Source organism: Couchioplanes azureus (genome assembly GCF_014648355.1).
Lineage (GTDB): Bacteria > Actinomycetota > Actinomycetes > Mycobacteriales > Micromonosporaceae > Actinoplanes > Actinoplanes azureus.
The window spans coordinates 608,316-627,671 of the sequence record NZ_BMQY01000005.1; the positions used below are offsets into that span (position 1 = coordinate 608,316).

The window sequence follows — 19,356 nt, forward strand, 5'->3', positions numbered from 1 at the left end:
TGAAATTTACGAGGCTCGACCCGACTGTAAACATGGACGGCGGTCACTTACTCGCCGGTAGGCTCGGCACCATGACGGCCATCGTGGAGAGTGCTGAGGCATCGACCCTGCTCGGCGAGCTGACTCGGGCGGCCGGGCGCGAGGATCCGTACCCTCGGTATCGTCGGCTTCGGGAGATCTCCCCCCTCGTGCGCGCCGACGACGGGGCGCTCGTGGTGACGCGGCACGCCGACTGCGTTGCCGTCACCCGGGATCCGCGGCTCGGCCACATGCCGCCGCACATGCTCGAGTTCCTCAGTCCCAACTGGGAGAACCATCCCGCGTTGCGGCAGCTGTTCACCAGCATCTTGACGATCAACCCGCCGGATCACACCCGGCTGCGCCGGCTGGTGAGCTCCTCCTTCACCGCCCGCCGCGTGCAGGCGTTGCAACCGCGGATCACCGAGATGGTGGACGACCTGCTCGACCGGATGGCGGGCGACGTCGACTTCGTCGAGGCCTTCGCCTTTCCGCTGCCGGTCAACGTCATCGGCGAGCTGCTGGGAGTTCCGGAGCCGGATCGCGCCCAGTTCCAGGGGCTCGTCCGGGACTGGACACTGGTGCTCGAGACCGTCACCTCCGACGTACTGGAGATCGCCGATCCCGCCGCCGCCACCATCCGCGAGTATCTTGCCGGGCTGACCGCCGAGCGCCGCAGGAAGCCCGCCGACGACATGATCAGCGCGCTTGTCGCGGCTGAAGAGGACGGCGAGAAGCTCACCGAGGACGAGCTCCTCACCATGGCGGCGCTGCTCTTCGCGGCCGGCTTCGAGACCACCACCAACCTGCTCGCCAACAGCGTCGTCGCGTTGCTGCGCAACCCCGATCAGCTCGCCCTGTTGCGCGACGACCCGGGCCTGGCGCCGGGCGCGGTCGAGGAGCTTCTCCGGTACGACACACCGGTGCAGCTGCTGGCGCGGGTCGCCTGGGACGACATCGAGCTGGCGGGCGTACCCGTCTCCGGCGGCGAACGGATCGTGGCGTACATCGGGGCGGGCAACCGCGACCCGGAGCGTTTCCCGGACCCCGACCGCCTCGACCTCACCCGCCAGGACAACGCCCCCCTGTCGTTCGGGGGCGGCATCCACTACTGCCTGGGGGCGCCGCTCGCCCGCCTGGAGGCGCAGATCGCACTGCCCGCTCTGCTCCACCGCTTCCCGAAGCTCGACTTCGCGGGCGACCCGGGCCGCCGCGACAGCCTGGCGATCCGCGGCTACACGACGCTGCCCGTCAGTGTGAGTTGAGCTGGGCCAGCCCGCCGGCGGAAGCCGAAGCGAGGCAGCCTGGCAGCGGGAACTGAGGCCAGGCCACCCGTCCGGCGGAAAGCCGAAGCAATGGGCGGCCGTCAGCCGGAATTATTGCGGCGACGCCGCCCTCGGCGAGGCTCAAGCAGCGCTGCCGGGCGGGGTGACCTGAGGTGAGGCTGCCCATCCTCCGGCAGTCGGTAATTGTGTCAATTGCTCGAGAAATAGGAGCGCCGTTGCGAATTCCACGGGGGAAGAACTCGCAACGGCGTCGTAAGAAAGAGTATCGACCGGCGCGGTTCTTGTCCATCCATCCCGTCGATCATCGGTGACCGGCCGAAACGTCATCCGGGGGTCGCCGGTCGGCGAGCGGCATCCCCGCATTCGAGGACTTGGGTGACCGCAGCGATACTCAGGGCGAGCCGGTCGGTGGAGGCGGAGACCGCCGGACCGACCCCCCCCCGCGACCAAGGAACCGCGGCAAACGTGAACTTCGCGTTCGGGCAGGACACGAACCACCCCGGCTGCCCGCCGAAGCCGGCCGCGAGACTGCCAACCGAAGTGGTCCGGCCGCGAGGACCCGGCCGCAGGACCGGAGCGCTCCGGCGGTGGAGCATCGGCCGCGGGAATGCCGACCGCAGTGGTCCGGCAGCGATGCGTCGGCTGCGGGCCGCGGGCCGCCGGCTGCGGGCCGCCGGCTGCGGGCCGCCGGCTGCGGGCCGCCGGCTGCGGGCCGCCGGCTGCGGGCCGCCGGCTGCGGGTCGCGGCGGGGACGAGCCCGCGGGCCGCTCACGCTCGCGGCATCCGGGAGGCGGCTACTCGGTGACGCCGACGCTGGGTGCCTCGGCGCTCTTGGCGAGGAGCTTCTTTCGCTTCTTGGCGGGGAGCCGGTCCACGTACAGCAGGCCGTTCAGATGATCGGTCTCGTGCTGCAGGCACCGCGCCAGCAGGCCGGTGCCGTCGATGCGGGTCGGGTTGCCGTGCATGTCGACGCCGGTGACGTAGGAGGTGGCCGGGCGGCCGAGTTCCGCGCGGACGCCCGGCACCGAGAGGCAGCCCTCGTCGTCGACCTCCAGGCCGCGGTCCTCGGGCAGGTGCAGGACGGGGTTGACCACGTGGGCGACGACGCGGGTGCCCGTCTCGTCGGGGCAGTCGACGACGAACACCTGGGCGTCGACGCCGATCTGGTTGGCGGCCAGGCCAACCCCCTCCGCCGCCGCCATGCTGGCGAACATGTCGGCGACGAGCTGCTGCAGATCGTCGTCGAACACGGTCACGTCGGCGCAGCGCCGGTGGAGCACCGGCTCGCCGTAGCGGGTGATCGGTCGTGGGGTTCCGGCACGGGTCTGCACGCGCTCAATAGTAGAGATCGGGTCGAGCCGCCGGGGTGAGCGGCCGGAGCCGCCCGCCGCCTCGAACGGGGGGGGGGTGAGACGGCGGGCAGCGGTCGGAGGGCGACCGGTGACGGCCGGGGGGCTACGGCGCGGGTGGGGTCTGGTCGGTGTCGTCCGGGCGGCTGGTGCGGCGGGCGGCCCGGCTGGCCGCCCCGGCCGCCGTGCTTGCCCAGTCGCGCGCCTTGCCCGCCTGCGTACCCGCCCAGTCGCCCAGGTCGGCTGCCCCGCCGGTCACCCGGCGTGCCAGTGTCACCAGCGGGTCCTGCGAGTTCTGGAAGGACTCCCGGTAGTGCGACGCCGCCGCCTTGACGTCGGCGGTCACGGAGGCGTTGCCGTCGGTGTCACGGTGGTCGTAGTCGCCGCCGAGGATGCGGGCGTACGCCCCGGAGTCGATCCATTTGCGCAGCTCGGCGGCGCGGGCGACGGGGACCGGGTGGCTGCTCCACGCGGTCATGCCGATCTTGTGGAAGCTGTCGCGCAGGTCGCCGCCGCCCTCGTACTCGGCCGCCTGCTCCAGGAAGGCCGCCGTGTCGATCTGTGAGAGGTCGCCGCCGCCGGCGAGCTTCATCAGCAGCCGCGTCGACGCCGCGGGATCCTGGCCGGCGAGCAGGCCGGCGCGGTCCGCGGACAGCTCGGCCTTGCGCCACCACTCGTACATGGCGGCGATGATGGCGCGCAGGGCAAGGGCGCCGATCGGGATCCAGCTGATGTTGGTCGCCCACTTGGTGAGGATCATCATGATCGTCTTGTAGACGGCGTGGCCGCTGCGGACGTGACCGATCTCGTGCCCGAGCAGGGCGCGCAGTTCGTCGTCGTCGAGCTTCTCCACGGCCGCCGTGGTGAGGACGATGAACGGCCGGTCCATGCCGATGGCCTCGCCGTGGATCATCGGCGCCTGGGTGACGTACAGCTCGGGCAGCTCGGCCACGTCGAGGGTGGCCGCGGCCTCGGTGAAACGCTGGTAGACCCGCGGGTACTGGCGGTGGTCGACGCGGATGGCACCGGCCAGGTACGCGAGCCGGAAACCGCGCTCGTTCCACATGCCGAAGAACGCCTTCACGACGTCGTCGAAGCCGCGCAGCTCGCGCAGGGCCGTCAGCGCGCCGCGGTCGGCGGGATGCTCCCAGGCGCGGGAGCTGATGCCGGTCAGCGTGACCCGCTGCCGTGCGGGCCGGTTCTCGTCGTCGATCGTCATGTGGTCCCTCCGGGCAGACGGGCTCTACGGCCTAGAGCATCGCTTCGCGGCCGGCCGGCGCGCATCGGCTCGCAGCCTGAACCGTCGCGGCCCGCCTCTGCCTTTCGGCCGATCCGGATGGGTCCGGGCAAGACCTCAGCCTGAGGTCTTTTTGATGGGTACGGACGCCTTGCCGCGAACGCGATACGCGCTCAGTCTCAGGAGCATGAGGATTGCCGGAGCGCCCATCTCGTGGGGTGTCTGTGAGGTGCCGGGCTGGGGCCACCAACTGTCCGCCGACCGGGTCCTGCGGGAGATGCGCGAGGCCGGCCTGACCGCGACGGAGTTCGGCCCCGACGGTTTCCTGCCCTGCGACGAGATCCTGCGGGAGCGGGGACTGACCGCGGTGGGCGGTTTCGTCCCGGTCGTGTTGCACGAGGGTGAGCCCTCGGTCGACCTCGACCGGTTCGTCGCCGCGGGCGCGGACACCGTGGTGCTCGCGGCCGTCACCGGACAGGACGGGTACGACGCCCGCCCGGAGCTGGACGACGCCGGCTGGAGGCGGCTGCTGTCCAATGCGGATCGACTGTCGGCCGCGGCGGGCGAGCGAGGGCTGACCGCCGTGCTGCATCCGCACGTCGGCACGGTGGTCGAGACGTACGCCGCGGTCCAGCGCGTGCTGGACGGCTCGGACATCGCGCTCTGCCTGGACACCGGCCATCTTCTGATCGGCGGCACCGATCCGGTCGAGCTGGCCGAGCGGGCGGGTGACCGGGTCGCGCACGTGCACGCCAAGGACGTCGACGCGGGCGTGGCGGCCGACGTGCGGGCCGGGCGGCGCAGCTACACCGACGCCGTGGCGGCCGGGATGTACCGGCCGATCGGGTCGGGCGACGTGGACTTCGTCCGGGTCGCGGCGGCGCTGCGGCGGCACGGGTACGACGGCTGGTGGGTGCTGGAGCAGGACACGATCCTGGCCGGCGAACCGCAGGACGAGGGCCCGCTCGCGGACGTCCGCCGCAGTGCCACCCGCCTCCGGGAGATCCTCGGAACGTGAGCCACCCGGCCGAAGCCCACCCCACGACGGGGAGGTCAGAGCTCCGCCGGGGGCGTGTTGTGGGGTGTGATCACCTGGATCGCCGAGGGCGTGGACCGGACGGGACCCGGCAGCGCCCCCTGCGCCTGCATGACCACGTGGCACGCCCGGCGCAGATCGTGGCGCAGGTCGTGGTGCAGGACCGCGGACAACCGCCGCTCCCGCAGCAGGACGGTGTTCTCCCCGTCGAGGTCGTGGGCGACGAAGACGTCGTAGCGCCGCTTCTCCCGGTCGAAGGCGTCGATCACGGCCGCGTTGCCGCCGGCGCCCGCGTACAGCGAGTAGACCGCGCGGACCGCCGGGTTGGCGGTCAGCACCTCGCGGGTTCCGATGTGGACCGCGTCCGCACGGTCCTCCTCGTCGACGACCTCCAGCAGGCGCCGGCTCGCGGCGCCGGCGCGCATCTCGGCGCGGAAGCCCATCTCCCGCTCGTCCTCGCCGCGGAAGGATCCGTGGCCGCGCACCACGAGGACGTCCCCGGCGCGGTCGGCGAGCCATTCCTGCACCAGGTACGCCGCTGTGGCACCGGCCGCCCGGTTGTCGATGCCGACGTACGCGGCCCGCGCACTGGTGGGCAGGTCCGTCACCAGGGTCACCACCGGGATTCCCTGCTGGGCCAGGCGGGCGACGGCGGCGACGACCTCCGGGACGTCCGGGGCCTTGAGGATGACGCCGTGCGACTTGGTGCGACCGATCTTCTCGAGCAGTGCCGCCAGGTCGCCCGCGCCGGCGCTGTCGAGGAAGTGGAACCGGGACCGGATGACGGCCGGCCGCATCGCGGGCAGTTCTGCCTCCAGCGCGTGGCGCACGGCCGTGGAGAACCGGGCCGGTGCCTGCACGACGACGTCCACCATGAAGGTACGCCCGCCGATGCGCAGCTGGGACTGCTGCCGGTCGAGGTCGGCGATCGCCTGCTCCACCTCACGGACCGTGCTCGCGCGCACGCCGCCGCGCCGGTGCAGCACACGGTCCACAGTGGCCTCGCTGAGGCCGGACTGGGCGGCGATCTCGCGGATGCGGTACGGGTGCTTCACGCGTACACAATGATGGGTATTTGATGCCTTTTCAAGGTGTTTTGATGGCTTTTCCACCGCCGGCCTGATGCCACGAAGATCGGCGAACCGGAGCCGGGCGGGCCGGCGGGCCGGCCAGTGGCGCGCGTCACATGGCCGCAAAGGTCCTGGATAACGGGGTCGAAGGCCAAGCGGGATTCCCGATCTTGGGCAAGCGACGTTATGGTGGAAGAGCGCCCGACGAGGCGCTGCCCCGTGCCGAGAGGCGCTGCGACGGATCTCCGGATCCGCCACGCTCGGCCCGCGGGCCACTGTCGCAAGGGCGCCTCCTGAAGAGGGGGGTGCCCTTCCCATGTCACCACGTCTCCAGAAGCTCAACGGCATCGACTTCGCCGTGGCCGACCTGTCGCTGGCCGCCTTCGGCCGGCACCAGATGCGCCTTGCCGAGCACGAGATGCCCGGCCTCATGTCGATCCGCGAGGAGTTCAAGGACGCGCAGCCGCTGCGCGGCGCGCGGATCGCCGGCTCGCTGCACATGACCATCCAGACCGCCGTGCTCATCGAGACGCTGGTCGCGCTCGGTGCGCAGGTGCGCTGGGTCTCCTGCAACATCTTCTCGACCCAGGACGAGGCCGCCGCGGCGATCGTCGTCGGCCCGGAGGGCACGGTCGAGGCCCCGTCCGGCACCCCGGTCTTCGCCTGGAAGGGCGAGACGCTCGAGGAGTACTGGTGGTGCACCGAGCAGCTGTTCGACTTCGGTGACGGCCTCGGCCCGAACATGATCCTCGACGATGGCGGCGACGCCACCCTGCTGGTGCACAAGGGCGTCGAGTTCGAGAAGGCCGGCGCGGTCCCCGCGACCACCGCCGAGGACAACCACGAGTACACGATCATCCTCGACACGCTGCGCCGCAGCCTGGCGTCGGACGGCCAGCGGTTCACCAAGATCGCTGCCGAGATCCGCGGCGTCACCGAGGAGACCACCACCGGCGTGGCCCGCCTCTACAAGTTCGCCAAGACCGGCGACCTGCTCTTCCCGGCGATCAACGTCAACGACTCGGTCACCAAGAGCAAGTTCGACAACAAGTACGGCATCCGCCACTCGCTGGTCGACGGCCTCAACCGGGCCACCGACGTCATGCTCGGCGGCAAGCTGGCCGTGGTCTGCGGCTACGGCGACGTGGGCAAGGGCTCGGCCGAGACGCTCCGCGGCCAGGGCGCCCGGGTCGTGGTGACCGAGATCGACCCGATCTGCGCGCTGCAGGCGGCGATGGACGGCATGCAGGTCGTCCGCATGGAGGACGTGGTCTCCGAGGCGGACATCTTCATCACCACGACCGGTGGCACCGAGATCATCACGGTCGAGCACATGGCCGCGATGAAGCACAACGCGATCGTGGGCAACGTCGGCCACTTCGACGACGAGATCGACATGGCCGGCCTCGCCAAGGTGCCGGGCATCGAGAAGGTCGAGGTCAAGCCGCAGGTCCACGAGTGGCGCTTCCCGGACGGGCACGCGGTCATCGTGCTCTCCGAGGGCCGCCTGATGAACCTGGGCAACGCCACCGGCCACCCGAGCTTCGTCATGTCGAACTCGTTCACCAACCAGGTGATCGCGCAGATCGAGCTCTGGACCAAGCCCGGCGAGTACGACAACCAGGTCTACGTGCTGCCGAAGCACCTGGACGAGAAGGTCGCCCGGCTGCACCTGGACGCGCTCGGCGTCCGGCTCACCGAGCTGACCAAGAAGCAGGCGGAGTACCTGGGCGTGCCGGTCGAGGGACCGTACAAGCCCGACCACTACCGCTACTGATCCACGCGGGTTCCCAGGGTCGCCGGCGGCCCTGGGAACCGACGCGCGCGGTGATCCACCGTCCGGGAGACTGTCCGGGTGAGTGTGGAGATCAGCCTGCTGTTCATCCTGGCGAGCGTGGCGGTCATCGTCGCGGTTCGCTGGTTCGCCGACCGCACGGGACTGCCCGCGGCCGCGCTGCTGACCGTCATCGGCATCGTGTACGCCGTCCTGCCGGGACCGAACATCGGGCTCGATCCGCACCTCGTGCTGACGCTGGTGCTGCCGCCCCTGCTCTACAAGGCGGCCCTGGACTCGTCCCTGATCGACATCCGGCGCAACCTGCGTACGGTCATCAGCCTGTCCGTGGTTCTGGTCCTGCTGACCGCCCTGCTCGTCGGCGTGGGCTTCCACTTCTTCGTGGCCGGCGCGACGCTGGCCGCCGGCGTCGCGCTGGGTGCGGCGGTCGCCCCGCCGGACCCGGTCGCGGCGCTCGCGGTCGGCAAGCGGGTCGGCCTGCCCCGCAACATCGTCACCCTGGTGCAGGGTGAGGGCCTGCTCAACGACGCGACCGCGCTCACCCTGCTCAGCGTGGCCGTGTCCGCCGCGGTCGGCGAGACGTTCTCGTTTCCCGCCGCGGTGGGTGAGTTCGTCATCTCCGCGTCCGGCGGCGTGGTGGCGGGCATGGTGGTCGCGTACGCGGTCCGGGCCGCCCGGCCGCTGCAGCACGATCCGCTGATCGCCAACGCCGTGTCCCTGGCGACGCCGTTCGTCGCCTATCTGCTGGCCGAGCAGGTGCACGTGTCCGGCGTGCTGGCGGTCGTGGTCGCCGGCCTGATCGTCGGCCACGACGCTCCCCGGATCGCCTCGGGCGCGAGCCGCCTGCAGGTCAGCGCGGTCTGGCGGCTGGTCGACTTCCTGCTCGAGGGCCTGGTCTTCCTGCTCATCGGCCAGCAGCTGCCGTGGGTGATCGACGGTTTGTCGGCGTACTCGACGTCGACGATCGTCATCGCCGTCTCGGTCTCGGTCGGCGTGGTGCTGCTGGTGCGGCCGTTGTTCCTGATGCTGACGCAGGTGCTGCCCCGCTCGATGCACGCCCGCCTCGGCGGCGACCCCTGGTCGAAGGAGGCCGCCAGCCGCCGGGAGCGCCGCCTCGACGGCCGGGAGATCACCGCGCTGAGCTGGGCGGGCACCCGCGGGGTGATCACCTTGGCGGCCGTCTTCACCATTCCGGCCAGCACCGAGGACGGCCGGCCGTTCCCCGTGCTGGATTTGCTCCTGTTCTGCGCATTTATAGTCGTGCTGGTCACGCTGGTCGGCCAGGGCGTCACGTTCGCGCCGCTGATGCGGATGCTGGGGCTGAAGGCCAACGAGACGGACAACGCCCGGCTGCGCAACGAGGCCCGTTCGGCCTCCGTACAGGCCGCCCTCGACCGGCTGGACGAGATCCAGCACCAGCGGCCCGACCACGTCGAGGTCCCGGCGATCGAGACGATGCGCAAGCAACTCGAATCCCGCCTGGAACGCTATCGGCGCCGCCTGGACCTCCTCGATCAGGCAGACTCGAACGAGGTGCCGGTCTCACCGCAGTACGAGGCCGCCCTGCGGGTACGCCGCTCGGTGATCGACGCTCAGCGCGAGGAACTGCTGCGCTGGCGCGACGCCGGCCGGCTCTCGGACGAGAGCATGAGGGTCCTGGAACGCGAACTCGACCACGAAGAACGCCTACTACCCGATCGGCCGCGCCATGGATGAGTTGATCCGCCTTTTCCGCCAGTGTCACCGCTTCGAGGAGCTGTTGGCCGCCGGCTACGGCGACCTGAGCAGCTCGCCCGAGCGGGTGGTGCTCTACGGCAAGCAGATCTTCATCGGCGCGCCGGGGCCCGGCTACCTCGACCTGTCCGTCACCCAGGTCGGCCAGTGGATCCAGATCGGCCACGCCGCCGAGCCCACCGTGCATCCCGAGCTGGCCGAAGAGGATCAGTTGCGCGGCGTTCTGGTCGATATGACCGGTTTGTACCTCAGTTCCCGCCGAGCGCTGGAATGCAAGTCGGTGACCCTTTACATCGACGACGAGTTCCCCACCACCGGACGGGTACGCGGCCTCTCCTTCAGCCTGGACGACGGCACCAGCCTGGTCGTCGACCCGGCCAACGTCGACGGCATCTCGCTGGGCGACGAACGCGACCTGTGGCGCATCGCCGACGTCGGCGACGTCCGGGCCGTCGAGATCCCGGTCGGCTGACCCGGCTCCGCTACGTCGCCGGGATGTCGCGGCGCCGGGCGCCGGCCAGCCCGGCCCCGGCGAACACCACCGCGACCGCGGTCAGGATCACGAACGGCGTGGCCGACGGCTCGCCCCCGGGCAGGTGCGGGACGTGGGTGAACGGCGAGAGATCCATGACCCACTGACTCAGGCCGAGAGTCGCGCCGGTCATCAGGAGCAGGACGCAGCCCGCGACCGCGGCCCACGCCGCCGGGGCCGCCCGGGGCACGACGCCGAAGAGCAGCACGGTCAGCGCGCCGAGCACGGCGACCGCGGGGAGCTGCGCGAGCATCCCGCCCAGGACGCGGGTGAACTGGCCGCTGTCGTGCAGCGTCAGGCCCGCCACGAGCCCGCACACCGCGCCGCCCACCGCCAGCGCGAGGGCCGGACCGGCCAGCGCGAAGAGCAGGTGGCTGCCGATCCAGCGCAGCCGGCCGGACCCGGTGGCCAGGACGAGCTCGGCGTGCCCGGCGGTCTCCTCGTCGCGCAGGCGCAGGGTGGCCTGCACCGCACACGCGGCCGCGATCACCCCCATCAGCCCGGTCGTCCCGGCGAGGAAGCTGTCGGTCGCGCCGGAGGATCCGCCCATCCGCGCGAAGATGCGGGCCAGAGCGGGATTGCCGGAGGTGAGGTCCGCGACGCTCCGGACGACCCCGCCGAAGACCAGCCCCAGGGCCGCGAAGCCGGCGATCCAGCCCGCCAGCGGTCCCCGGTGCAACCGCCAGGCGAGCGCCACGGGGGTGCGCAGGCCGGGTGCCGCGGCGGCGGGGCCGGGCCGGGGCGCCACCAGGCCGGCGCCGACGTCGCGCCGGGCTGCCAGGACGGCCGCGGTCGCGACCAGGCCGGCGGTGAGGACGAGCACCAGGGCGCCGGGCCACCAGCGGTTCTCGCCGTACGGGAACATCCGCTGTACCCACCCGATCGGCGACAGCCAGGCCAGCCAGGAGACGGGACCGCCGCCGGCGCCGCTGACGTCCCCGGCGAGGCGCAGCGCGTACGCGGCCCCGAGCGCGACGACCGCGATGGCCCGGGCGGTACGGGCCCCGGCGGCAAGCTGGGCGGCGACGGCACCCGCCGCGGCGAACACCCAGCCGGCGAGGGCGTACTCCGCGGCCAGCAGCACGGACCCGGCGACGGGCAGCCCCTGCGAGATCATGGCCGGGGCGAGGATCAGCGCGAGCACGACGGTGGCGCCGAGGGTGACGGTCAGGGCCGCCGCCAGCCCGGCGCGCCGGCCGACCACGCCCGCGCCGATCAGCTCCGTACGCCCCGCCTCCTCGTCCGCACGGGTGTGCCGGACGACGGTGAGCAGGCTGAACAGGGCGATCATCACGGGCAGGAAGCCGCCGCGCCAGGCCACCAGCTCGCCGAGGCTGCTGCCGTGCAGCGGCCCGTAGAGCGCGACGAAACCCGCGTTGCCGGCGCTGACCGTGGCGTACTGGAGACGCTCCGCCTCGGTGGGGAAGAGCTCGCGGAAGGAGCCGACGTAACCGGCCGGCACGAGCGCGAGGACGACCACCCACAACGGCAGCAGCACCCGGTCGCGCCGCAGGATCAGCCGGACGAGGCGACCGGTGCCGGTCACCGGGCCGGGCCCTGCTGGTACTGCCGGAGGAAGAGCTCCTCCAGCGTCGGCGGATGGCTGGTCAGCGCGCGGACGCCGCCGTCGACGAGCCGGCGCAGGGCGGGCTGGAGCGCGTCGACGTCCACGTCGAAGCGCACCCGGTGGTCGTCGACGCGCAGGCCGTGCACGCCGGGCAGCGCCGCGAGGCCGTCGACGGGCCCGGCGAGCTCCGCCTCGATGGTCGTCCGGGTGAGGTGGCGCAGCTCGGCCAGGGTGCCGGACTCGACGGTGCGTCCCTGCCGGATGATGGTCACCCGGTCGCAGAGCGCCTCCACCTCGCCGAGGATGTGGCTGGACAGCAGCACCGTCCGGTCCCCGCGCCGGTGCTCCTCCCGGACGACCTGCCGGAACACCTCCTCCATGAGCGGGTCCAGGCCGGAGGTCGGTTCGTCGAGGATGAGCAGCTCCACATCGGAGGCGAGCGCGGCGACCAGGGCGACCTTCTGCCGGTTGCCCTTGGAGTAGGTGCGGCCCTTCTTGCGCGGGTCGAGGTCGAAGCGTTCCAGCAGCTCGTCGCGGCGCCGGCGGTCGACGCCGCCGCGCAGCCGGCCGAGCAGGTCGATGACCTCGCCGCCGGAGAGGGTGGGCCAGAGCGTGACGTCGCCCGGCACGTACGCCAGCCGCCGGTGCAACGCGGTCGCGCCGGACCAGGGGTCGCCGCCGAGCAACCGGGCGGTGCCGCCGTCGGCGCGCATCAACCCGAGCAGGATGCGGATGGTCGTGGTCTTGCCGGCCCCGTTGGGACCCAGGAAGCCGTGCACCTCGCCCGCCCGGACGTGCAGGTCGAGGCCGTCGAGGGCCCGGGTACGCCCGAAGCTCTTGGTAAGCCCGGTGACACTGATCGCCTCGATCATGGTGCTGCCTCCCGGGGGTACGGGTCAACGGCAGAAGATCTGGTCCAGGGCGGTGATCTCCAGCACCCGGCGGATGTTCGGCGGGACCTCGACCACCACCAGCTCGCATCCGTCCCGGCGGTGCCGGACGAGGGTGTTGATGCCCGACGAATCCATGAAGGTGACGGCGGACAGGTCGACCTCGACGAGGCGGCGACCGGGCACGGCGGCGTCGAGGGCGGCCGCGAACGCCGGCGCGGAGGACTGGTCGATCTCTCCGGCACAGCGCAGGCGGGCGTACTCACCCGTCTCCACCGTCGTGGTGACGGTCAGCGGGGTCTGCAGCGCGACGAGCGGATCGCTGGTCAGGCGGTCGATCATCGTGGCCTCCCGGTGAGGGGTCGACCGACAGCCTAGCGGCAGTGACGGCATGGTCACACCCAATGAAGCGGACGACATGCGCTCAGCGTTCCACCGGGATGACAACGTGCAAGTTGCGCGGCCCGTGCACTCCTTCGACCCGGGTGAGCTCGATGTCGCTGGTGGCCGAGGGGCCGCTGATCCAGGTGAGGGGCCGCGCCGGGTCGAGGCGGGCCAGGGCGTCGGGTACGCCCCCGACGACCTGGTCCGGGCGGACGACGCAGATGTGCAGATCGGGCAGGAGCGACAGGGCCCGGCGGCCCTGGTCCGGCGAGCCGTCGAGGACGATCGTGCCGGTCTCGGCCACCGCCACGGCAGCCGCGGTGAGCACCGCGTCGGCGTCGTGCTCGTCCTCGACCACCCGGGCGCCGGCGGGCAGCCACGAGCGGTCGATCCCCGGCGGGACCACGAGGCGTCCCGGATCCAACGACGCGACGACGGCCGCCACGTCGCCATCGCGGTGGACCACCGCCCGGTAGTCGGTCAGCCGGTCCACCAGCAGATCCAGGCCGGCCCCGGAACTCCCGGCGGGACGGTAGGCCCGCGGCACCGGCGGCACCGCGGTCTCGCCGAGCGCCGCCCGGATCCGGGCGAGGACCAGGTCACGACTGCTCATCGCCGCGCCCACCATTCCCGGAACGTCTCGGACGGCGGATCCGGAAGGTCGCGGCTCGCGGTCCAGCCGCTCAGGGGCGGGGGCAGGCGGGTCAGGCGCCCGCTCAGCTTCGCCGCCCGCTGGGCGCGGGCGTACAGGGCCGGACGGTCCATGGTGTACGCCGCCGCGGCCATCGCCACCCGTTCGGCCCGCGGGTGGGGAGTCCGGTTCCGCAGGTGCACCAGGAGGGACGGGATGTCGATCCGCACCGGGCAGGCGTCCAGGCAGGCGCCGCAGAGAGTGGAGGCGTACGGCAGCGAGGCGTTGTCCTCCACGCCGGTGAGCTGCGGGGACAGCACCGCGCCGATGGGTCCCGGGTACACCGACCCGTACGCGTGCCCGCCGGTCCGCTCGTACACCGGGCAGACGTTCAGGCAGGCGGAGCAGCGGATGCAGTGCAGCGCCTGCCGTCCCACCTCGTCGGCGAGCACGGCCGTGCGCCCGTTGTCCAGCAGCACCAGGTGGAAGCTCTGCGGCCCGTCGCCGGGCGTCACCCCGGTCCACATCGACGTGTACGGGTTCATCCGCTCCCCGGTCGACGCCCGCGGCAGCAGTTGCAGGAACACCTCCAGGTCGCGCCAGGCGGGCACCACCTTCTCGATGCCCATGACGGTGATCAGCGTCTCGGGCAGGGTCAGGCACATCCGGCCGTTGCCCTCGGACTCCAGCACCACCAGCGTCCCCGTCTCGGCAACCGCGAAGTTGGCGCCGGACACGGCGACCGGGGTGCTCAGGAAGGTCTCCCGCAGATAGCGGCGGGCCGCCGCGGCCAGCGCCGCCGGGTCGTCGGTCAACCCCGGGTCGACACCCGGCATCTCGCGGAGAAAGATCTCGCGGATCTCGGCCCGGTTGCGGTGGATCGCCGGCACCAGGATGTGGCTCGGCCGGTCGTGTCCGAGCTGGACGATCAGCTCGGCGAGGTCCGTCTCGACCGGCGCGATCCCGGCCGCCTCGAGGGCCTCGTCGAGACCGATCTCCTGGGTCGCCATGGACTTGACCTTGATGACGCGGTCGTGACCGGTGGCCCGCACGAGGTCGGTGACGATCCGGTTCGCCTCGTGGGCGTCCGCCGCCCAGTGCACCACGCCGCCCGCCGCCGTCACCTTCTCCTCCAGGCGTTCGAGCAGCTCGGGCAGGCGGGCGAGCGTCGCCGCCTTCAGTGCGGCGCCGGCGTCCCGCAGCTCCTGCCAGTCGGGCAGCTCGGCGACGACCGCACCGGACTTGCGCCGGATGGTGCTGGTCGCGTGGCTCAGGTTGCGGCGCAGCTGGTCGTCCCTCAGCGCCTTGCGCGCGGCCGCCGGGAACGGCTCGTCGCCGCGCAACCGGCCCACCCCGCGCGGGGCCGTCGCGGGCATCCCGAGGAAGGTCCGGCTCATGTCTCCCCCTCGGTCGTGGCCAGGATCTCGGCAAGATGGACCGTGGACACCGGGGCTGCGAGGCGGGACAGTCCGCCGCCGATGTGCATGAGGCAGGACGCGTCGCCGGCGGTGCAGAATTCCGCGCCGGTGTCCAGGATGTGGTGCATCTTGTCGGCGAGCATCGCGGCCGAGGTGTCCGCGTTCTTCAGCGCGAAGGTGCCGCCGAACCCGCAGCACTGCTCGGCCGCGGGCAGGTCGACCAGTTCCAGTCCGCGCACCTGGCGCAGCAGCCGCAGCGGCTTGTCCCCGACCCGGATCATCCGCAGCGAGTGGCACGTGGGGTGGTAGGTGACCCGATGCGGGTAGCAGGCGCCGACGTCCTCGACCCCGAGCACGTCGACGAGCAGCTCGGAGAGCTCGTACGTCCGCGCCGCCACGTCCTCGGCCCGGGCCGCCAGCGACCGTTCCCCCGCCGCCCGGGCGACGTCCGCGTGCTGGTGGCGCACCGACCCCACGCAGGAGGCCGAGGGCGCGACCACCGCCTCGTACGGTGCGAAGGTGCGCACATGCCGGCGTACCAGCGCGAGCGCGTCCCGCTGGTAGCCGGTGTTGATGTGCATCTGCCCGCAGCAGGTCTGTCCGGGCGGGAAGACCACCTCGTGCCCGAGCCGTTCCAGCAGCCGGACGGTGGCCTTGGCCGCCGCGGGGAACAGGGTGTCGGCCAGGCAGGTGACGAACAAGGCGATCCGCACGTCAACCTCCCACCTCTCGCTCGACCGCCCGCCACGCGGCCCCGTCGCCGCGCGGGTCGTGGCGCACGATGCGCTGAGTCTGCCGCAACTGGGCCCGCAGCGCCGGGAGGTCGCCGCCGACGGCACCCGCCGCCCGGGCCCGCACCAGCACGTTGCCGAGTGCGGTCGCCTCCACCGGCCCCGGCCAGGACGGGCAGTCCACCACGGCCGCGAACGCGGGGGCCGCGGCCGCCGCGCGCAGCAGCCCGGCGCCCGCTGCACGGCGGCGATGTCGAGGCCGAGCCGGAAGCCTGCTCTCCGCATCTGAAACGTTTCATGGATGCACGCTCTACCCCGAGCGGAAAGCCACCATCGGCGCGACCGTGCCGGAGGTCGAGGGGCTGAGCCGGGAAGGGGTCTTCCGCGACGTCGGCGCGTCAGCGTCCGGGCCGGGGAGATCGTCGCCCTCACCGGGCTGTCTGGTCATGCAGCTGTCGATCGCCCGCAACGTGACGCTGCCCCGCTCCCGGGGGCTCGCCACGTGGGGACTTCTCCTCGGCGGCGCGGAACGGCGCGAGGCGGCGAGCTGGACGCGGCGGCTACCAGGAGAAGATCATCGCGGCCCGGGCCGATGGCGAACAGGCAGGCTGGGGCGCCTAGAGTGTCACCTCCACACGACAACGGGGGACATCTATGCGCAGGCACCACCGATGGTTGACCGCAGCTCTGGCCGTGCTGGGGGTGATACCTGCGGCGCTGTCCGCACCCGGCACGGCCGAAGCGGCGGCGCCACCGCCGTCCGGCGCGGCCCGTGCCGTGTTGCGCTATCTGACCGACCTGCCCAGCGGCACGCGGGACAGGGTCGTCTCCGGAAGCTTCGGGCATTTCGGCGAGGAGTACAGCCTCGACGGCGCCCAGACGATCCGGCGGGTCACCGGCCAGAACCCCGGGCTGCTGGGATGCGACTACGCGTCACTGCTCAAGGGGCAGAAGCGCCACATGGACCACGGCTGCAACGCCACCCTCATCCGGCATTGGCGCAGCGGCGGGCTCGCCACGGTGAGCGCGCACTTCCCGGCCCCCGGCACGCCCGGGAACGACGTCGACGACACCGTCGCGCTGGCCGACCTGTGGAAGCCGGGGACCGCGGCGTACCGGGACTGGATCGGCGATGCCGCGAGTCCCGGCTACCTGCCGCAGGTGGCGGCCGGGCTGCGGGAGCTACGCGACGCCGGGGTTCCCGTACTGTTCCGGCCCTTCCACGAGATGAACGGCGACTGGTTCTGGTGGGGCGACCAGAAGGCCGCGGTGTTCACCGACCTGTGGCGGCGCACCCATGACTACCTGTCCCGCCAGGGTCTCGACAACCTGATCTGGGTCTACTCCACCAACCACGGCGTGGGCCGGTACACCGACTACTACCCCGGCGCCGGATACGCCGACATCGTCGGCCTGGACGCGTACCTCGACGATCCCGGCGCGACGAAGGGATACACCGAGCTGCTGCGGCTCGGCAAGCCGTTCGCCTTCACCGAGATCGGCCCGGACAACAACCCCAAGCGAGCCACTATCCACCGGTTCGACTATCAGCGGTGGATCGCCGCCATCGCGGCGAAGTTCCCGCGCACCGCGTACTTCCTCGCCTGGAACAAGGACCTCGGTCCGGAAGAGAATCTCAACGCCACCGGGCTGATGAACCACCCGTGGGTGGTGAACCACGGTGAGATCGACATGTCCACCGAAGCCCTGGCGACGGACTTCGACGGAGACGTCGCCGGGTGGACCGGATTCAACGTCGCCGGCGGCCCCTGGCCGGTGCAGGAGTGGAAGGCCACCGGCAGCCACTCCCTGAAGGCGGACGTCGACCTGTCGCGAGGTGAGGCGTTCCTGAACCGGATAGCCGCCCGCGACCTCCGTGGCCGGTCGGCGCTGCGGGTCTCCGTCCGGCACGCCGACTGGGGCACCTACGCCGCGCCGATGACCGCCAAGCTCTATGTCCGTACCGGACCGGATCAGACCTGGTACGACGGCGGCGCCACCGCCATCGGCACCGGGACCACCCGGCTGGCTCTGCCGCTTGCGGCGGTGCCCGACCTCGGCGACGTCCGGGAGATCGGCGTGGCGTTCGCCCCGGCGCCCGGGAGCACCGGAGGCTCCGCGGTCTATGTCGACGACCTCGGCGCCGACCGCATCACGGACGACTTCGAGCTGGGCCCGGCCGGCTGGTCCGGCGGCGACGACGACGGCGCCCCCTGGTCGGTCACCGACTGGGCGGCCACCGGGCAACGCAGCCTCAAGGCACACGTGAACCTGACCCCGGGTGAGACCTACCTGAGCAACGCCCAGCCCCGCGATCTCCGCGGCCACCGCCGGTTGTCCGTCACCGTCCGGCACGCCGCCGGCACCTTCGCCCCCATGACGGCCAAGGTGTACGTCCGCACGGGAGCGACCCGAGCCTGGTACGACGGCGGAGCGACCCCGATCGGCACCGCACCCGCCACCCTCACGATCGATCTGTCGAGGTTGCCCGACCTCGACCAGGTCTCCGAGATCGGAGTCGCCTACACGCCCGCGCCGGGCAGCACGGAGACGGCGGCCATCTTCCTGGACACGGTGGCTCTCGACTGATCCGGCCCGTCACGCCCGGGGCGGGAGACGGTGGAGGAGCACGTCGCCGAGGCGGCCGCCGGCGATCTCCGCGGTCATGTAGGTGCAGTGCGGCTGGCGGCGGCGGTCGGTGGGGCTGCCCGGGTTGAGCAGCCGCAGCCCGCTTGCGGCGGTGGTGTCCCAGGGGATGTGGGAGTGGCCGAAGACCAGGACGTCGGTGTCCGGGAAGGCCGCCGCACAGCGCGGCTCGCGCCCCTTCGCCTCGCCGGTCTCGTGGATCACCGCCAACCGGACGCCGTCGAGGGTCGCCCGGGCGATCTCCGGGAGGCGGGCGCGCAGCGCCGGGCCGTCGTTGTTGCCGTAGCAGGCGATCAGGCGCCTCGCGCGTGCCGCCAGGGCGTCCAAGGTCGCCTCGTCCACCCAGTCGCCCGCGTGCACCACGACGTCGGCCGCGTCGATGGCCGCCCAGAGCTGCGCCGGCAGGTCGCGGGCGCGCTTGGGGACGTGGGTGTCGGTCGTCAGGACCAGCCGCATCCGGTCACTCTATGGCCAGAGCAGAAGCCCCACTCCGATCGGAGTGGGGCTTCTGCGCCACGTCAGCGGTGGCACGGCACGTCCGGGCAGGTCACCAGACGGTGTCGTGCTGGTAGGAGCCGTACTTCTCCTCGCCGTTGCTCACTCGCTTCTTGGCCGGCACCCACCGGATGTAGCTGGTCGGCGTGGTGCCGCCGAGCACGGAGCGGGACACCTCGGTGCCGTCCTCGGCGACGACCCAGCCCTTGGTGAAGAGGTTGGAGTAGTTGTAGCCACCGGTCCCGGTCGGCGTACGGCTGTTGTAGATCTCGTAGTAGACGAAGGTCTTCCAGCCGTCCCCGCCGCGGTTGTCCTTGACGGTGAAGGAGTTGCGGCCCTTCTGCATGTTGTGGGTTCCGGCGTTGTACCAGACCTGTCCCACGCCGTCGGGGGTGGGGCCCCAGGAGGTAGCCGCCTGGGCCGGAGCCGCCGCCAGGCCGGTCGCAACGGCGGTGGCGGCGAGCACCGACAGGGCCCGTAGAGATGTGCGCATGACAGTTCCCCGTCTCGAAATAGCACTTCTTGTTCAGGTGGTTC

At 72.0% G+C, this 19,356-nt stretch carries 18 protein-coding genes and 1 riboswitch; of the genes, 6 read left to right on the forward strand and 12 right to left on the reverse strand.

The genetic code is table 11. The features are described 5' to 3' along the window. The first annotated feature begins 71 nt into the window (after positions 1 to 71). Positions 72 to 1,283 carry a cytochrome P450 gene (locus IEY99_RS21435; protein WP_189205773.1) on the forward strand — a complete coding sequence of 404 codons (1,212 nt, stop codon included), beginning with the start codon at positions 72 to 74 and terminating at the stop codon, positions 1,281 to 1,283. An 815-nt stretch (positions 1,284 to 2,098) separates the two neighbouring features. Here the strand turns inward: IEY99_RS21435 and def are convergent. Both def and IEY99_RS21445 read right to left on the reverse strand, forming a co-directional pair. Further along, on the reverse strand, positions 2,099 to 2,635 hold the full coding sequence (def, locus tag IEY99_RS21440; RefSeq protein WP_189205774.1) for a peptide deformylase: 537 nt from the start codon (positions 2,633 to 2,635) through the stop codon (positions 2,099 to 2,101). 124 nt (positions 2,636 to 2,759) lie between these two features. Further along, complete coding sequence (locus IEY99_RS21445; protein WP_189205775.1) at positions 2,760 to 3,872, reverse strand: M48 family metallopeptidase; 1,113 nt, start codon at positions 3,870 to 3,872, stop codon at positions 2,760 to 2,762. A 205-nt stretch (positions 3,873 to 4,077) separates the two neighbouring features. Between IEY99_RS21445 and IEY99_RS21450 the strand changes: the two genes are divergently transcribed. Beyond that, positions 4,078 to 4,908 (forward strand): TIM barrel protein, encoded by an 831-nt coding sequence (locus IEY99_RS21450; RefSeq protein ID WP_189205776.1) that lies wholly within the window; start codon positions 4,078 to 4,080, stop codon positions 4,906 to 4,908. 35 nt (positions 4,909 to 4,943) lie between these two features. Here IEY99_RS21450 and IEY99_RS21455 read toward each other — a convergent pair whose 3' ends face one another. Continuing rightward, positions 4,944 to 5,981, reverse strand: a complete 1,038-nt coding sequence (locus IEY99_RS21455; protein ID WP_189205777.1) for a LacI family DNA-binding transcriptional regulator — start codon at positions 5,979 to 5,981, stop codon at positions 4,944 to 4,946. 233 nt (positions 5,982 to 6,214) lie between these two features. Further along, positions 6,215 to 6,295: riboswitch (S-adenosyl-L-homocysteine riboswitch) on the forward strand. 17 nt (positions 6,296 to 6,312) lie between these two features. On the opposite strand from IEY99_RS21455, the gene ahcY reads away from it, so the two are divergent. The 3 genes from ahcY (at position 6,313) to IEY99_RS21470 (ending at position 9,997) form a co-directional block, all read left to right on the forward strand. Next, positions 6,313 to 7,773 (forward strand): adenosylhomocysteinase, encoded by a 1,461-nt coding sequence (gene ahcY, locus IEY99_RS21460; RefSeq protein WP_189205778.1) that lies wholly within the window; start codon positions 6,313 to 6,315, stop codon positions 7,771 to 7,773. 78 nt (positions 7,774 to 7,851) lie between these two features. After that, the gene (locus IEY99_RS21465; protein WP_189205779.1) at positions 7,852 to 9,507 is read left to right on the forward strand and encodes a Na+/H+ antiporter; all 1,656 of its coding nucleotides are present in this window, start codon (positions 7,852 to 7,854) and stop codon (positions 9,505 to 9,507) included. Continuing rightward, a complete protein-coding gene (locus IEY99_RS21470) occupies positions 9,500 to 9,997 on the forward strand; it encodes a hypothetical protein (protein ID WP_189205780.1) in 498 nt (165 codons plus the stop codon). Before IEY99_RS21465 ends, IEY99_RS21470 begins: the two co-directional genes overlap by 8 nt. A 10-nt stretch (positions 9,998 to 10,007) precedes the next feature. Here the strand turns inward: IEY99_RS21470 and IEY99_RS21475 are convergent, their stop codons facing one another. From IEY99_RS21475 to IEY99_RS21505, 7 genes are all read right to left on the reverse strand, one after another. Continuing rightward, the gene (locus IEY99_RS21475) at positions 10,008 to 11,603 is read right to left on the reverse strand and encodes an ABC transporter permease (RefSeq protein WP_189205781.1); all 1,596 of its coding nucleotides are present in this window, start codon (positions 11,601 to 11,603) and stop codon (positions 10,008 to 10,010) included. Then, entirely contained in the window at positions 11,600 to 12,496 is an 897-nt protein-coding gene (locus IEY99_RS21480) for an ABC transporter ATP-binding protein (RefSeq protein WP_189205782.1), read from the reverse strand. The genes IEY99_RS21475 and IEY99_RS21480 overlap by 4 nt, the downstream gene beginning before the upstream one ends. A 24-nt stretch (positions 12,497 to 12,520) precedes the next feature. After that, a complete protein-coding gene (locus IEY99_RS21485) occupies positions 12,521 to 12,856 on the reverse strand; it encodes an STAS domain-containing protein (protein WP_189205783.1) in 336 nt (111 codons plus the stop codon). A gap of 82 nt (positions 12,857 to 12,938) precedes the next feature. Beyond that, entirely contained in the window at positions 12,939 to 13,511 is a 573-nt protein-coding gene (locus tag IEY99_RS21490; RefSeq protein WP_189205784.1) for a LutC/YkgG family protein, read from the reverse strand. Continuing rightward, positions 13,508 to 14,926: a lactate utilization protein B gene (locus IEY99_RS21495; protein ID WP_189205785.1), complete on the reverse strand. Its 1,419-nt coding sequence runs from the start codon at positions 14,924 to 14,926 to the stop codon at positions 13,508 to 13,510. The genes IEY99_RS21490 and IEY99_RS21495 overlap by 4 nt, the downstream gene beginning before the upstream one ends. Beyond that, positions 14,923 to 15,660, reverse strand: coding sequence for a (Fe-S)-binding protein (locus tag IEY99_RS21500; RefSeq protein WP_189205786.1), 738 nt, complete (start codon positions 15,658 to 15,660; stop codon positions 14,923 to 14,925). Before IEY99_RS21500 ends, IEY99_RS21495 begins: the two co-directional genes overlap by 4 nt. Position 15,661: 1 nt before the next feature. Further along, positions 15,662 to 15,865, reverse strand: a complete 204-nt coding sequence (locus IEY99_RS21505; protein ID WP_229799032.1) for a hypothetical protein — start codon at positions 15,863 to 15,865, stop codon at positions 15,662 to 15,664. Between the two features lie 488 nt (positions 15,866 to 16,353). Between IEY99_RS21505 and IEY99_RS21510 the strand changes: the two genes are divergently transcribed. Further along, positions 16,354 to 18,267, forward strand: a complete 1,914-nt coding sequence (locus IEY99_RS21510; RefSeq protein WP_189205787.1) for a glycosyl hydrolase — start codon at positions 16,354 to 16,356, stop codon at positions 18,265 to 18,267. Positions 18,268 to 18,276: 9 nt separating this feature from the next. Here IEY99_RS21510 and IEY99_RS21515 read toward each other — a convergent pair whose 3' ends face one another. Then, complete coding sequence (locus IEY99_RS21515; protein WP_189205788.1) at positions 18,277 to 18,780, reverse strand: metallophosphoesterase family protein; 504 nt, start codon at positions 18,778 to 18,780, stop codon at positions 18,277 to 18,279. A gap of 91 nt (positions 18,781 to 18,871) precedes the next feature. Continuing rightward, positions 18,872 to 19,312, reverse strand: a complete 441-nt coding sequence (locus IEY99_RS21520; protein ID WP_189205789.1) for a hypothetical protein — start codon at positions 19,310 to 19,312, stop codon at positions 18,872 to 18,874. Between the last annotated feature and the right edge of the window lie 44 nt (positions 19,313 to 19,356).